Source organism: Pseudoalteromonas sp. '520P1 No. 423' (assembly GCF_001269985.1).
Classification (GTDB): domain Bacteria; phylum Pseudomonadota; class Gammaproteobacteria; order Enterobacterales; family Alteromonadaceae; genus Pseudoalteromonas.
In genome coordinates this window covers 3,539,990-3,555,027 of record NZ_BBZB01000001.1, presented here as the reverse complement: position 1 = coordinate 3,555,027, position 15,038 = coordinate 3,539,990, and the positions used below count along the sequence as shown (strand labels likewise).

Here is a 15,038-nt window from a genome sequence, read left to right as displayed (position 1 = left end):
GTATATAAAGTTAAAGCCGCATAAAGTAAAATACAAAAATAATAAAGATTGAATAATTTTTTAGCTTAGGGCACGTATGAGTGATTTGTTGTGGGTTTTACTAAGCTGTGCACTTTTAGGATGCTTAGTTGGTTTTTTAGCGGGGTTGTTAGGCATAGGTGGTGGGTTAATTATCGTGCCATTTTTAAGTGGTATTTTAGTACACTTTAACTTGGTTGCATTTGATCGGGTTATGGTAATCGCAATTGCAACATCATTAGCATCAATCATTTTTACATCAATCTCTTCTGCTATTGCTCATCATAAACACAACAATATTCCTAGGGATATCACACCTTGGATTATGGGAGGAGTCGCAGTAGGCGCATTAATAAGTGGCTTTATAGCAGGCTCAATTCCCTCAAAAATATTGAAAATTATTTTTGCTATTTGTGTTACATTTATCGCATTAAGAATGTTGATTAATTCAAAGCAAAAAACTCACAGAAAACTACCGAAAAAGCCGGTTCTCACAGCGATGACAGCTTCTCTTGGAGGACTGTCTGGGTTATTAGGCATCGGTGGCGGTGCATTGCTAGTGCCTTTATTGACACATTTTTCAGTTAATATGAAAAAAGCCATAGGTTGTTCAGCTGCCTGCGGCATTGTGATTGCGATATTTGGTACTTTTGGTTATGTCTCGTCTGGTTGGTCTGTTACTCAGGTTAATCAAGGATTCGTAGGTTATGTGTATTTGCCTGCATTATTGGCAATAGTGAGCACATCGGCAATTTTTGCCCAATTGGGGGCAAAAGCGACACAACATTTGCCGGTCAAGATTATTAAAAAAATTTTTGCAGTTATTTTAAGCATTATCGCTGTACGTATGTTATTAGTTTAAAAATTTATTTTAATTACTCAAAAGAATAAAAGTACTTTATAGGTATAAAAAATGAAACAATATTTAGATTTAATGCGCCATGTAAAAGAGCAGGGCACTAAAAAAGAAGATAGAACAGGCACAGGTACTATTAGCGTATTTGGCTATCAAATGCGTTTTAATTTAAGTGGAGGTTTTCCATTAGTAACAACAAAAAAATGCCACTTAAAATCTATTATTCATGAGCTTTTATGGTTTTTACAAGGCGATACCAATATTAAATACCTTAAAGATAACGGTGTTAATATTTGGAATGGCTGGGCGACAGATGAAGGTGAGTTAGGTCCAGTTTATGGTAAACAATGGCGTAGTTGGGTAGGTCACGATGGTCAGGTAATAGATCAAATATCTGAATTAGTTGAGCAAATTAAAACTAATCCTGATTCACGTCGTTTAATTATAAGCGCATGGAATCCGGCTGTTTTACCTGATACGGACTATTCCCCAGCCGAAAATGCAGCTATGGGCAAGCAGGCTTTGCCGCCATGTCATACATTGTTTCAGTTTTATGTTTTAGATGGCAAATTATCATGTCAATTATATCAAAGAAGTGCTGATATTTTACTTGGCGTCCCATTTAATATCGCAAGTTATGCTTTATTAACTATGATGCTGGCACAAGTATGTGATTTAGAAGTCGGTGATTTTGTTCATACATTTGGTGATGCGCATTTATATTTAAATCATATGGAGCAAGTGGAAGAGCAGTTATCACGTAAACCACATTCGTTACCAACTATGGCTATTAATCCAGATGTTAAAGATATATTTGGTTTTAAGTTTGAAGACTTCGAATTAAAAAACTATGAATCTCATCCCGCTATTAAAGCACCAATCGCAATTTAATCAAAATAAAGAAATACTAGGTAAAAAAATGTCAAAAGTATTAAAAGCAGTGATCCCAGTTGCAGGATTAGGAACTCGTATGTTGCCTGCAACAAAAGCAATTCCAAAAGAAATGCTACCAATTGTAGATAAGCCTTTAATTCAATATGTTGTGAATGAAGCGATATCGGCAGGAATAAAAGAAATTGTATTAGTAACTCATAATAGTAAAAATGCCATTGAAAACCATTTTGATACAAGCTTTGAATTAGAGGCTACACTTGAAAAACGTGTAAAACGTCAGCTACTTGACGAAGTTAAATCTATATGTCCTAAAGATGTAACGATTATTCATGTGCGCCAAGGCGTAGCTAAAGGTTTAGGTCATGCGATTGCGTGTGCTCACCCTATCATTGGTGATAGCCCATTTGTGGTTATTTTACCTGATGTAATAATGGATGATTTTAGCGCTGATCTTAAAAAAGATAACTTAGCTGATATGCTTAAAATATTTGGTGAGACTCACAAAAGCCAAATTATGGTAGAGAATGTACCACATCATCAAGTGGATCAGTTTGGTATTGTTGATATTAATGGTGTAGAGCTAGCACCGGGTCAAGCATCTGAAATTAAAGCTATGGTAGAAAAGCCGCCAATAGATGAAGCACCATCAGATTTAGCTGTAGTTGGGCGTTATGTTTTAAGTGAAAATATTTGGCCACTACTAAAACGTACCGCACCAGGCGCGGGTGATGAAATTCAATTAACAGATTCAATCGCTATGCTAATGGAAAGCGAGGCTGTTGAAGCATATTACATGAAAGGCAAAAGCCATGACTGCGGTAGTAAAATAGGCTACATGAAAGCCAATATTGATTTTGCATTAAGACGCGATGACATGAAAGAGGAATTATTAGAGTTTATTAAAACGTTAGTATAAAAATTGTAATGAAAAGTGCTAATTGGCACTTTTTTTGCATCTGCTCTACTGTTTAGTTCAATTTGGGTAGAAATTAATGCGTTTCATAATTATAACATTAGCCATTTATTTGTCGGCTTGTTCGGTTTTTACTGATGATGACAACTTAGATTTGCAAAATAAAGATATAAACCACTTTTCTAAACCACAAATGTCAGAGTTTAGTGCCCATCATTATAGTGAGCAAATCGCTTTAGAGCTGCTGCAGCAATTTCGTCCAATAAAACCAAATACTTCAATTGCTGTAGGAACTTTAGTTCCTGTTAATACATTAACATCAATCTCAGAAAAAGGGCCTTCCAAATTAATTGGTTTGCAAATGCAAGAAGGTTTAACGACTGCTGTTGCTCAGTTAGGGTTTGAAGTAATAGAGTATAAAACTTTACCTAAAATTATTTTAAAACCAGGACAAGATAGCATGTTATCGAGAGATGTTAGTCAGTTAAAAGATAAGCATAAAATTGACTATTTTATTACTGGTACTTTGACTGAGGTTCAAGACCAATATATTGTAAATGTGAAGCTTATAGATAGCCGTAGTAATGTGATTCATGGCGCAGCTACAAAATCAGTCCCACTCAATGCTTTCTGGTCTCAGGAAAAAGTGCAGTTGAGAGATGGTTCTTTAATTCGTAATCATTATTAATGGAGAGTTCAATGCGTTTTAATTACTTAATTATAGCGGCTGGGTTAAGTTTATCTGCTTGTAGTATGTTTAACACCCAAGAAATAAGTGAGCCTTTTGATGATAAGAGTAAATCATCAGGTAACAACTTTCAGTCATATTCAGGTAAAAGTGTATTGGCTGCTTCTAAAAACACCAGTAACTTTAGAACAGTAAAAAACATTAACCATTATGTTAGAGGAATAATGCATGGGCTTATTGATAATATTCAGTATGTTAATAGTCAAACTCCAATAGGCGTTACCAGCTTTGTTTTTTTAGATGGGGATTATGAAAAAGCCCCGTTAATTGGAAATCAATTGTCAGAAAGTTTTATGCATGAGGTTCATAAGTTTGGTATTCCTGTTATAGATTTTAAAACTACAGATTATATTCGTGTAGCCCCTAGTGGCGACTATATATTTAGCCGAGATTTTTTGGAGTTAAAAGGTAATTTACCTATAAAATATGTATTAGGTGGCACATTAGTAAAACTTGACTCAGGTTATATGGTAAATGCAAGAATAGTGGGTGTTAAATCTAAGGCGATAGTGGCTTCATCTCAAGGTTTTATTCCTTCTCATGCGGTCAATGCGTTAATTTCAAGTTCACTTGAAGATGGTATTCCTTTAGTTCAAGGTGAAGAGCCTTAACGCTTAAAGAGATAATTATGAATATTTTAAAGCTTATTTTTCTAACTTTTATTTTTATATTATTAACTGCTTGTACTTCAACTAGTGAAAATAGAGACAATGAATGTGAACTTGATTTAGTTGATAGTTATTGTGATGAAGTAGAAGTTGAGGTTAATAAAGATGCTTTAGTATTTAAAACAAAAGCAGATTATGTCATTAATAATACCAAGCTTTTGAGTGAATACGTGGAGCAAATGGCTATGGGGCTTATGGATAGTTTTCAAGCTTATGCCCCAGATACAAAAATTGCTGTAACTTCCTTTGTTGATCTTAATGGTAATTTACAAAGTACAAATATGTTAGGAAATCAGATTTCAGAAAGCTTTATTCATGAAGTACAACAATATGGCATACCTGTAGTTGATTTTAAAGTGATGCAGTATATTGAAGTGAACAATAGGGGCGACTTTGTTTTTTCACGTAATAATCAAAAATTAGCGGAGTCTCTAGAAGCAGATTACATCTTATCAGGTACATTAGTTTATACAGCGTCTGGTGTTGTTGTAAATGCCAGAATAGTTAACATGTCATCTAAAGTAATTATTGCTTCAACTAAAGGCTTGATACCTACATTTATATTAGAATCTACATTATCACCTAAATTGACGAGTGAAGACACTAATGGCTAAGGGCTTAAAATGAAATATATTTTGTTTATATTAGTATTCGTGATAGTAGGTTGTAGTATCTTTGAAAATAATGATATAGAAAAAAAACGAAAGCAAAAACCTGCAACACAGGTGGTAATTAAAGGTGAAACTCAATTAGAAAAATATGCACGCCTGCGAGCTGAAAATAATAAAAACTTAAAAAGTAACTTACCTTCAGAGCAAGCTAAAAAAATAAAAAATGAGGTCAAGAGAATAACACTTAAGCTATTAAGTAAATTAGATGTATTAGATGGTAATAAATCAATTGTTATTGAACCAATTACAATAGCGGACAAAATGCCTTCTAAATTTACAGAAGTGAGAAATCAAATAGAGTTTCTGTTAATAAATGAGATGTTTGAATTTGGTATACCAGTTATGGATTTCTCTAGAAAAAATAAAGGCTCAGACCTTATCCTCCAGAGTCATTTAAGCTTGTATCAAGAAAGCTATATGCTTAGCACATTTGTTAAGAGTAGAGTCTCTGGTGAAATTAAATCAGCAGCTCAAATCTCATTAGATAATAATTTATTAGAGCAGCTAAAAGATGGAGTTAGAGTTTTAAAGTAACCAAAGCTAGGTGTTCACATCGGTTACTTATTGGTTTAATATGAGTTTATATTTATAGGGTCTCATTAGCTCAGCTGGATAGAGCGGTCCCCTCCTAAGGGATAGGTCAGAGGTTCGAATCCTCTATGGGACGCCATTAATTTAAGTATTTCTCTAGCGCTTCTGAACCACCAATATGCTTACCAGCTATAAATGCTTGAGGTACAGTATCGTTACCAGTAATTGCTTTTAAGCTGGTAAATGATGCATCTTGACCTAAAACGATTTCCTCAAAACTCACGCCTTTTTCTGTTAGTAAGTCTTTTGCTTTTTGACAGAACTGACAGCCAGGTTTAGTGAACATTGATACTGCTTCTAGTGGTTTTTGATTTGGGTTGATATAATTTAGCATAGTATCGGCATCTGATACTTCAAATGGGTCGCCTGGTACGTCTGCTTCAATAAACATCTTATCAATTACGCCATCTTTAACTAGCATAGAATAACGCCAGCTGCGTTTACCAAAGCCTATGTCTGATTTATCAACTAACATGCCCATACCTTTGCTAAACTGACCATTGCCATCTGGGATTAACTGGATATTGTCAGCTTCTTGACTTGTAGCCCAAGCATTCATAACAAAAGTATCGTTCACTGAGATACATACAATGTCATCTACGCCATTTTCTTTAAATACAGATGCCAGTTCGTTAAAGCGTGGTAAATGTGTTGATGAACATGTTGGTGTGAAAGCACCTGGTAGCGAAAATACAACAACCGTTTTGCCTTTAAAAATCTCACTTGTAGATAATTGAACCCAATCATCATTTTTACGAATAGGGAATGTAACATTTGGAACTGTTTGACCTTCGATATTTTTAAGCATTATAAATCCTGTTATTTTGTATGATTTGTTTCGTTTGTATGAGCCTAGTATTACTCAGATTGTTAAATAGGTCTAATTGATTGTAGTTATTAATGTGATTGGTAAAATCGATTGGTTTGTTTTAAATATTTACTTTTATGAATGTTTTAAGGTGTACAATGTTTTAGCTGACTTAACTTGAAATCAAAAACAGATCTTCGATAAAACAATTCGAAGATGACGGGGGGAGGTTATGCGTGTAATAGACCTTCGATAAAACAATTCGAAGATGACAGGGAGGTTATGCGTGTAATAGACCTTAGATAATATAATTTGAAGATAATTTGGTTATGCGTGTAATAGACCTTAGATAATACAATTTGAAGATAATTTGGTTATGAGTGATTAATGACTCTGTAAAATATTACAATAAATGCGCTTCTCAGCGCATTTAATTCAGCTTTATAGTTCAGTCTCTTCAACTTCTATTAATAATACGATATCGCTAGTTTGAACATTAGCTAATAGTTCATCGCCAATGCTATTAGCTATAGCGCTACGGTTATAAACTTGATTAACTCTGATTTGGTTAGCACTTGTAATGATATAAGGCTGTTGAACTCCTTGCTCATCAGTAAAAAAAGATTGATATGCAATAGCAAAAGATTGGCCTTTTTTAACGCCATGCTGTTTGCCTAAATTAAAGGTAACAGTATTGTCTTTAATATATTTTATTTTTCCTTGAATTGGTAAGCAAGATAGTTTTTCTTGTAAATCTAGACTAATTTGATTTGATAGTTCATTTAAAGCTTGTCCATATTCTGAATGCCAAAAAATATTGCTTTTGGTATCAACTTTTTCGGTTTTATCAAAACGCCAAATGCCGCTTGTAGCATAATCTTGTTGTAAAATAACTTCTTGTGTAATTGCATTAAAAAGAATGAGTTCAAAATCAAAAAATCGCTCAAAACTGTTTGATTGCCAAAACATGATGTCAGAATTTTGCTGTGAGCCCATAGATATATCTTTGATCTTAGAAATTAAAACATATTGACTGTCACTATTTTGTGCTACCTGTTCAATAAGCCTAGGGTCAAAATTATACTGTTGATTAAAAAAATCGTTCACTGAAATTGCTTGTTGATAGTAGGCTCTAGGTGTAATTGATTCTGCTGATTTAATACTTTTGAATATTTTTGCGCTAAAGGTTTTATTAATGTCAAAAATTTGGCCATTTCGAGCCTGTTCTTGATTAGGCATTTGTGTTTGTGTAATCGCTAAGCTTTTTTTAAACTCAGATGAAAAACATTGTTTTTCATCTGCAAAAATATCTAAACGTAAGGTAACAGAAACTGATTCGCTTGAATAAACTTCATCGACTAACTCAATATTTTGTATTTCGCCATGGGAGCTGACATGGGTTTGTTCTTGTGTCATTAAACCATTAGCAACAGTCTGCACGCTAGTGACAGATGCACCCGCGAATATAAGAGCTTGTTTAATTGCATCTTCTATGGCTCTTGTTTTTGCACTTTGAGTATCACCGTCTCTTATTTGAGATTGCCCAGTAGATTCATACCATTGAGCGTGTGAGGGAAGTGTTATGCACAATAAAAATAGGAAAAAGTACTTATTCATAAATCGCTCTTTAATTTGTAAAGCATTACATTTTTAATCATAAAGATAGTAAATAAAGCAAATCCTATACCAATCAAGCCAAACTATTTTCATTAATACAAAATGGGCATATAACATGCATAGATAAGATATCAAAAATAACTTTCATCGGATGTAAGTCGACATTATGAATAAGCTAATAATAGGTACCTGTATCGCATCAATCTTAGGTGGATGTTCAAGTATGTTTAATAAACATGTTGAATATGATTATCTGCAACCGGACTCTTTTCCTATTTTAAAAGCGGTTGGTTATGCGCCTATTAGTTTACAGCCTGGTAAAAACCAGCAGCAAAAAGAGATTTTAGCGATTAAAGCATCAAAGCTAGAAGCTTACAGAGAACTTGTTGAGCAAGTATACGGCCAACAAATTACAGCTAACTCATCTGTTCGTGGCATGATCACAACCAATGATACGTTAAACTCTAAAGTTCAAGGCGCTGTTAGAGGCGCTAAAGTGATTAAAAGTTATGCGATTGGCGATAGTTATGCTACAGAATTAGAGCTTGATATGAAGTTAGTTCATGATTTGTATATAGGTCAAGTTAAACCAAGAACGGTAAAAAAGATCACATATTATTAAATTAAGCCGAGTGATTAGGCTTTTATACCTTTGCTTAATAATGTGCCTGCTTGAGACTTACCTTTATTATCATAAGTAAGAGACTTGATTGAACCAAGTAATATATCGGTTACTTTTTTTACGGCGATGTGCGTTTGGTGGGCTGCATGAGCGTTTGTATCATTTTGTTGCTTACAATTATTTAATTGCTCATTTATAGCGTTAATATCCTCTTTTATTGAAGGCACCACTTCTTTTATTTGTTCAAGAGAAGAGTTGATTAACTTTTTATCTAAAGTTGATATTTTATTTAATAAAATGACTTTTTCTTTTGCTGTACTTTCTAAAGCATTACCATTTCTGGAATTGATTGATTCTAATTCATTTTGTAAAATTAGCCATAAAGCATCTAAGTTTTGCTTTTGCTCAATTAAAGACTGCTGAATATTTTGTACTTCATTTTGTTCAATCATTTTATTAACCGTATAAATCGAATTCGAAGCCAGCTATTTTTTCAGCTAGTTTTTCTGCATTCACTTGATAATTACCTTCACTAATCGCTTTTTTAAGTTCGTTTACTTTTTTGCTATCAAAACCTTGCGATTGTTCAGCCTTTTCCTGTAAGCCTCGAAGTTGTTGTGCTTGAGGTGTTAAACTTACAGAGTCAGTAGCTGCTTTAGCTGTCGCTGCGGGCTGATTTTGTACTGGTGTCGTTGAATTGTCTTTACTGACATTCAGCTGCTTTGAATTTGTATAGGCAACATTTTGTTGATTGCCTTTATTTACTTGGTTAACCATGAGATATCTCGCATTAAAATTTCACTACTTTTAGTATCGGCCAATTTTAGAAATAGTTTAACATATATCTTAAATACTTACTTTAACTTGATCAACACCTAGTACTTTAGCATGTAACTTCTTACCAGACTTAGAGTTTTTAACAGAAATATTTTGGCCAATAATTCCATCTTGTAGCGCAAATCCTGCTGTTTTTATTCTTAATCCACGTACACCTGCAAAAATAGTGACCTTATCTCCCTTACAAACCATACAAACTTGCTTATAAGTGATTGCTGATCCACTTCTTAAATTCCGTTTACTACGACTTCCTAATAGAGTAGTGCTTTGTGTTTCATTTAAATATTGTGTTCTGATTAAATGTTTTTGCATTTGTTTTATACTGAGATGTTCTTTTGTAATAATTTCGCCTTTATTTAGGTTTTGATTGACAACAACAATAGGGGCAAGCTCCATAATTTTGACCTGAACATATAAATTCCACTTTTTTTCATCTAAACACTTAATTTGTATCGTACTCTGCCGATTACTTCTTTGTACTTTTGCTGAATTGATTAATAATTCAGTATCACAATTTTTATCGGGTATTCTTGGATCAATGGCAAGCGCTGATAGTTTTCGCGTACCATTAGTCAAACCTTGTAAATCTTGTTCTAAATAATTTATAGCAAGCTGCTCTAATTGCGCTTTTGAATAGCTTACTGCTGTGACGTTATTGGATAATAACGTCAAAAATATAAAAAAAATTAACTTATGATGATTTTTATTAAACAAACTCATTATGTTTCTACTATGCTTTATGTTGAAAACAGGGTATAAATATTTTGCGTCAATAATCAGACGCTTGCTGTATACAAATTTACTTATACTTTTTATGGAAGCAATATTCATTCCTAATATTTAGCTTTTCATTCAGGAGATTGAAATGGCGGGCATTTTAGACTCGGTCAACCAAAGAACACAGTTAGTAGGTCAAAATAGACTAGAGCTTTTGTTATTTAAACTTAGAGGCCGTCAGCGCTTTGGTATAAACGTGTTTAAAGTGAGGGAGGTTTTACAATGCCCACGACTAACTTCGTTACCAAAATCGAATTCGTATATTAGAGGTGTGGCACATATACGTGGTCAAACTATTTCTGTAATTGACTTATCTATGGCAATAGGTGGTAATCCCATTGATGATATTGAAAATGGCTTTATTATCATTGCTGAATATAATCGTTCTGTGCAAGGCTTTTTAGTTGGATCAGTTGAGCGTATAGTGAATATGAATTGGGAGTCTATTTTACCTCCTCCATCAGGCTCTGGTAGAAATTCATATCTTACAGCTGTGACTGAAATAGAAAAAGAACTTGTAGAAATCCTTGATGTTGAAAAAATATTAAGTGATATTTGCCCTGTTGATACAGCGGTTAGCTCTGAGATTGTAGATGACGGCGAAATTCAAAAAGATTTAGGAGAGCGTATTATTTTTATAGCTGATGATTCTGCTGTCGCCCGTAATCAAATAAAAAGAGCGCTTGAACCTCTGGGTATTCAAACCGAACTTGCTAAAAATGGTAAAGAAGCACTTATTAGGCTCAGAGAAATTGCAGAAAAAGAATGTACAACAGATATAACCGAAAGAATTGGTTTGTTAATTTCAGATGTAGAAATGCCTGAAATGGATGGTTATACATTAACTGCAGAAATAAAAGCTGATCCTCGATTAGCACCTTTGCATGTTATATTACATACTTCATTAAGTGGGGTTTTCAATCAAGCTATGATTGAAAAAGTAGGTGCAGATGACTTTATTGCTAAATTTAACCCCGATGAATTGGCTGCAGCAGTTAAAAAATGGGTTCACTGTGATTAATATTCACTTTAACTTAATATATAGGTATATCAAATTTGGCTAATAAAAACTTAGAGCAGCATGAATATAATCAATTTCGCACTTTTTTAGAACAGCAGTGCGGGATTGTTTTGGGTGATAACAAGTTGTATCTAGTAAAAAGCCGTTTAGCACCTTTAATGGGGCGCTTTGAAGTTGAATCATTATCTGAATTGGTAAGTAAAACTTTAAGCCCTAGAGAGCGGCAATTGCGTGCCGCGGTTGTTGATGCAATGACAACCAACGAGACTTTATGGTTTAGAGATCAATATCCATTTGAGCTTTTAAAAAGTAAAATATTCCCAGAATTTAAGAGTTTACGTCGTCCAGTTAAAATTTGGTCAGCGGCAAGTTCATCAGGGCAAGAACCTTACTCGATTGCAATGACAACTGCTGAATATCAGGCTAAAAATTTAGGTTCTTTTACTGCTGGAGCCCAAATTGTAGGTACTGATATTTCAAATACTATGCTGGACTTGTGTAAAAATGCAGAATATGACTCTTTAGCATTAGCGAGAGGCCTTTCTACTGAAAGACGTAAAAAGTTTTTTATGGATAGTGGTCATGGTATGGCAAAGGTTGTTGAACCGGTAAGAAAAATGGCGACATTTAGACATCTCAATTTACTAGATTCTTATGCTTTGATGGGGAAGTTTGATATTATTTTTTGTCGTAATGTACTTATTTACTTTTCTCCTGAAATAAAATCTAAAATCATTGGGCAGTTTGCACAGGCTTTAAATCCAAAGGGATATTTATTTTTAGGCGCGTCAGAATCTATGACGGGATTGAATGACGATTTTGAGATGATCCGTTGTAATCCTGGTATAATTTACCAAAAAAAATAACTATAATTAGACTTGAAGTAAAGAATTTTTTTGTTTTAAGTCTCCCATTTAAGTTGCTGTTTTATCTGCTTTTATTGTTTTTTTTGAATTCACGTTATCTTTATTGCACCTCCTTATTTATTAATCCTTAGCAACATGGTCTAACCTTTGCTTTAATTCCCTAAAGTCAAAAATTTGGAGGGGTTATGGCGATCAGTTTTGAAAAAGCTTTTGGCATACATCCAAGCGCTATGACAGCAAGATCACAGCGTGCAGAAATTATAGCAACAAACATAGCTAATGCAGATACACCTGGTTATAAAGCCAAAGATATAGATTTTGCAGCCGTGTTAAATCAGGCTAAGTCAAAACAATCGAGTTCAATGACCAGAACTCATGAGAAGCACTTCAATATTAATGCTAATTCTATTAATGCTAATGCGCAATTTCGTAACCCTTTGCAGCCTGATACTGGCGATGGAAATTCAGTTGATGTACAAGTGGAACGAAACTTGTATGTACAAAACTCAGTAGAATATCAGGCAAGTCTAAGATTTTTGACAGGTAAGATCCAAGGGCTTAAAAAAGCATTGAGCGGGCAATAGGGCATGAGAGGTAATTTATGAGTTTATTTAATGTATTTGATATAGCTGGTACGGGTATGAGCGCGCAATCAGTGCGTCTAAATACAACAGCAAGTAACCTTTCAAATGCCAATTCAGTAAGTTCAAGTGTTGATGAAACATATAGAGCGAGGCATCCAGTATTTGCCGCAGAATTGACAAAAGCTGCCGCAGCCCAAGGAGGTGAATCTGTTGGAGTAAAAGTCTTAGGCATTGTTGAAAGTGATAAACCTTTAAATGTTGAATATAACCCCGGTCATCCAATGGCTGATAAGGAAGGTTATATATATAGGCCTAACGTTAATACGGTAGAAGAAATGGCTAATATGATTTCAGCATCACGGGCATATCAAACAAATGTACAAATAGCGGATGCAGCAAAAACCATGTTAAGTAAAACAATTTTACTTGGCCAACGTTAATAGGAGCATAAAATGATAAATCCAATTAATGGCAGCCAAAGCAGTAGTTATGTCGATAGTTTGCGAAAAAATGCAGAAAAGGAACCTGATTCTGTACCACAAGGTGAATTGACTCAAGAAGACTTTTTTACTCTAATGACAAAGCAATTGGCGATGCAAGACCCTTCGAATCCGACAGATAATGAAGCCATGATGCAGCAGATGACAAATATGTCTATGGCAGAAGGCATTACAAATATGTCAACAAAGTTTGATGAATTTGCTGAATCAATGTCTTCTAATCAAGCTTTACAAGCGTCGAGTTTAGTTGGACGAGATGTATTGGTTGATACGCATTATGTAACAAATACAGCTGGTGAAGAAATGTCAGGCCGTATTCCTCTAGAGTATCCTGCTTCTGATATTAAAATTCGTATCGAAGATGAAAATGGTGTTGTTGTAGGAGAAGTACCTATGGCTGCTTCTAACGGCGGTAACTTAGAATTTAAATGGGATGGAAAAGACTCACAAGGAAATTCAGTTCCAGATGGTAAGTATAAAATTAGAGCCGTTGGTTTAGTGCAAAATGTGCCAGGTGAAAATGGGACTTTAAAAGCACAGCATATTGAATTACCAGTCCAAATGCGTACTCGTGTTGATAGTGTAAGCATGGGACAAAATGGAACTGGATTAACACTCAACTTCAAAGATTTAGGTAGTGTGAAGTTTGAAGATGTGATTGAAGTTAGTTAATAAGGTAGGAATTATATATGTCATTTAATATAGCTACATGGACTCCCCGTTGTCAAGCAATAACACTTTTTGATAACAAGAAGATCTGACAGCAGCTCTACATTCGGCGTTTTTTAGCTTTGTTACGCTATCGCCCTGATGATTTGCGCTTGAGCAATGCCTCATTCGTTAAACAGAATCTTCTTTTATAAAGAATTATTCTTCCCGACTAAACAGGCTTTCTTGCTCTCGGTCTGACCGTGTTATCGTCAATTGCTAATGCACAGACTCGGTGAGTTAAACTCTTTTTTATTTAACTTTGTTACTTTAAAACTTATTTTACATAATCAATTTGATATTCTTTTTCTGAATGTAACAGTGCCCAAATTAAGCGGGCATTCTTTGCAGCTAATGCAACCGTTGCACGTTTAAAACCGCGTCGTTCAATGAGGTCTTTGACCCACAGACTCGTTCGGTCTGTTTTATTTTTGCAGTTTGCGATTACTGCTCGAGCACCATGTATCAGGCAAGTGCGAATATGTTTTTCACCTCGTTTACTGATACGGCCTAATCGCGCAACCCCACCAGTTGAATATTGCCTTGGTACTAAACCAATCCATGCAGCAAAAGAACGACTGGTATCAAAATGTTTAGCATCATTTACTGTGGCGACTACGGCTGTTGCAGTGACCTCGCCAATACCTGGAATACTCATAAGCCTTTTGGCGTCTTTCATTTGGTTGGCGAGTTTGTACAGTTTTCTATCGTATTTGAGTATTTCTGCATTTAAAGATTTAATACTTTGCCATAAATCATTGAGCAATTCACGCGCAAGAAAAGGTAGGTTATTTTCAGCATCTTCAAGAATACCGTTAATGGCATTTTGTGCAGGGTATCGACCTTTTGGCATGATGATACCGAACTCAGCGAGTAAACCGCGTAATCGGTTTATACGTGCGGTTCTGTCTTTAATTGCACCTTGTCTGATGCGGTGTAAACACAGCACGGCTTGTTGTTCTTCGCTTTTAATACTGACAAAACGTGTTTTTGGTCTTGTAGCTGCTTCGCAAATAGCTTCAGCATCATTGGCGTCATTCTTTTCATTTTGGCGATAGGGAATAACAAATTTAGACGCCATAATACGCACATCATGACCGAGTTTGATAAATTCCCTTGCCCAATAGTGGGCACCGGAGCAAGCTTCCATTGCAATAATACAGGGTGGAAGTTGTGTTATTTCCTCTAATAGCTTGTTTCTTTTGATAGTTTTTCTTAATTTACACTTGTCATGCTTATCAACACCGTGGATACTAAAAACTAATTTGGCTAAATCAATGCCAACAACTTTAATTAAAGACATATGGGCTCTCCATTTTTTGACTGTTTACACTTTCAA

At 34.8% G+C, this 15,038-nt stretch carries 19 protein-coding genes and 1 tRNA gene; 14 read left to right on the top strand and 6 right to left on the bottom strand.

The window, feature by feature from the left end:
- Positions 1-76: 76 nt before the first annotated feature.
- From PSA_RS16295 to PSA_RS16260, 8 genes are all read left to right on the top strand, one after another.
- Positions 77-880, top strand: coding sequence for a sulfite exporter TauE/SafE family protein (locus PSA_RS16295; RefSeq protein ID WP_042143066.1), 804 nt, complete (start codon positions 77-79; stop codon positions 878-880).
- Positions 881-931: 51 nt separating this feature from the next.
- On the top strand, positions 932-1,765 hold the full coding sequence (locus tag PSA_RS16290) for a thymidylate synthase (RefSeq protein ID WP_042143063.1): 834 nt from the start codon (positions 932-934) through the stop codon (positions 1,763-1,765).
- A 28-nt stretch (positions 1,766-1,793) separates the two neighbouring features.
- Entirely contained in the window at positions 1,794-2,684 is an 891-nt protein-coding gene (gene galU, locus PSA_RS16285) for a UTP--glucose-1-phosphate uridylyltransferase GalU (protein WP_042143061.1), read from the top strand.
- Positions 2,685-2,760: 76 nt separating this feature from the next.
- On the top strand, positions 2,761-3,369 hold the full coding sequence (locus PSA_RS16280; RefSeq protein WP_052379823.1) for a FlgO family outer membrane protein: 609 nt from the start codon (positions 2,761-2,763) through the stop codon (positions 3,367-3,369).
- An 11-nt stretch (positions 3,370-3,380) separates the two neighbouring features.
- Positions 3,381-4,040 carry a FlgO family outer membrane protein gene (locus PSA_RS16275; RefSeq protein WP_042143059.1) on the top strand — a complete coding sequence of 220 codons (660 nt, stop codon included), beginning with the start codon at positions 3,381-3,383 and terminating at the stop codon, positions 4,038-4,040.
- 17 nt (positions 4,041-4,057) lie between these two features.
- A complete protein-coding gene (locus PSA_RS16270) occupies positions 4,058-4,711 on the top strand; it encodes a FlgO family outer membrane protein (RefSeq protein ID WP_042143057.1) in 654 nt (217 codons plus the stop codon).
- A gap of 9 nt (positions 4,712-4,720) precedes the next feature.
- A complete protein-coding gene (locus tag PSA_RS16265; RefSeq protein WP_042143055.1) occupies positions 4,721-5,302 on the top strand; it encodes a hypothetical protein in 582 nt (193 codons plus the stop codon).
- Positions 5,303-5,361: 59 nt separating this feature from the next.
- A tRNA-Arg gene (locus PSA_RS16260) sits at positions 5,362-5,438 on the top strand.
- Here PSA_RS16260 and PSA_RS16255 read toward each other — a convergent pair.
- Together PSA_RS16255 and PSA_RS16250 are read right to left on the bottom strand one after the other, a co-directional pair.
- Positions 5,439-6,167 (bottom strand): glutathione peroxidase, encoded by a 729-nt coding sequence (locus PSA_RS16255; RefSeq protein ID WP_042143052.1) that lies wholly within the window; start codon positions 6,165-6,167, stop codon positions 5,439-5,441. It lies immediately after the preceding tRNA gene.
- A 441-nt stretch (positions 6,168-6,608) separates the two neighbouring features.
- A complete protein-coding gene (locus PSA_RS16250; protein WP_042143050.1) occupies positions 6,609-7,784 on the bottom strand; it encodes a flagella assembly protein FlgT in 1,176 nt (391 codons plus the stop codon).
- Between the two features lie 166 nt (positions 7,785-7,950).
- Between PSA_RS16250 and PSA_RS16245 the strand changes: the two genes are divergently transcribed.
- Positions 7,951-8,406 carry an LPP20 family lipoprotein gene (locus tag PSA_RS16245; RefSeq protein ID WP_042143048.1) on the top strand — a complete coding sequence of 152 codons (456 nt, stop codon included), beginning with the start codon at positions 7,951-7,953 and terminating at the stop codon, positions 8,404-8,406.
- A 14-nt stretch (positions 8,407-8,420) separates the two neighbouring features.
- On the opposite strand, the gene flgN is transcribed toward PSA_RS16245, so the two are convergent.
- The 3 genes from flgN to flgA form a co-directional block, all read right to left on the bottom strand.
- Entirely contained in the window at positions 8,421-8,858 is a 438-nt protein-coding gene (gene flgN, locus PSA_RS16240; protein WP_042143046.1) for a flagellar export chaperone FlgN, read from the bottom strand.
- A gap of 4 nt (positions 8,859-8,862) precedes the next feature.
- Entirely contained in the window at positions 8,863-9,183 is a 321-nt protein-coding gene (gene flgM, locus PSA_RS16235; RefSeq protein ID WP_042143044.1) for a flagellar biosynthesis anti-sigma factor FlgM, read from the bottom strand.
- Positions 9,184-9,252: 69 nt separating this feature from the next.
- The gene (gene flgA, locus PSA_RS16230; protein ID WP_082305757.1) at positions 9,253-10,074 is read right to left on the bottom strand and encodes a flagellar basal body P-ring formation chaperone FlgA; all 822 of its coding nucleotides are present in this window, start codon (positions 10,072-10,074) and stop codon (positions 9,253-9,255) included.
- 34 nt (positions 10,075-10,108) lie between these two features.
- Here flgA and PSA_RS16225 point away from each other — a divergent pair, with 34 nt between their 5' ends.
- The 5 genes from PSA_RS16225 to PSA_RS16205 all read left to right on the top strand — a co-directional run bounded on the left by PSA_RS16225 (position 10,109) and on the right by PSA_RS16205 (position 13,663).
- Positions 10,109-11,041: a chemotaxis protein CheV gene (locus tag PSA_RS16225; RefSeq protein WP_042143041.1), complete on the top strand. Its 933-nt coding sequence runs from the start codon at positions 10,109-10,111 to the stop codon at positions 11,039-11,041.
- 35 nt (positions 11,042-11,076) lie between these two features.
- Positions 11,077-11,907 (top strand): protein-glutamate O-methyltransferase CheR, encoded by an 831-nt coding sequence (locus PSA_RS16220; protein WP_042143039.1) that lies wholly within the window; start codon positions 11,077-11,079, stop codon positions 11,905-11,907.
- A 185-nt stretch (positions 11,908-12,092) separates the two neighbouring features.
- Positions 12,093-12,491: a flagellar basal body rod protein FlgB gene (flgB, locus tag PSA_RS16215; RefSeq protein ID WP_042143037.1), complete on the top strand. Its 399-nt coding sequence runs from the start codon at positions 12,093-12,095 to the stop codon at positions 12,489-12,491.
- A 17-nt stretch (positions 12,492-12,508) separates the two neighbouring features.
- Entirely contained in the window at positions 12,509-12,931 is a 423-nt protein-coding gene (gene flgC, locus PSA_RS16210) for a flagellar basal body rod protein FlgC (RefSeq protein WP_042143035.1), read from the top strand.
- 12 nt (positions 12,932-12,943) lie between these two features.
- Positions 12,944-13,663 (top strand): flagellar hook assembly protein FlgD, encoded by a 720-nt coding sequence (locus PSA_RS16205; RefSeq protein WP_052379822.1) that lies wholly within the window; start codon positions 12,944-12,946, stop codon positions 13,661-13,663.
- A 313-nt stretch (positions 13,664-13,976) separates the two neighbouring features.
- On the opposite strand, the gene PSA_RS16200 is transcribed toward PSA_RS16205, so the two are convergent.
- Positions 13,977-15,002: an IS110 family transposase gene (locus tag PSA_RS16200; protein WP_059364957.1), complete on the bottom strand. Its 1,026-nt coding sequence runs from the start codon at positions 15,000-15,002 to the stop codon at positions 13,977-13,979.
- Between the last annotated feature and the right edge of the window lie 36 nt (positions 15,003-15,038).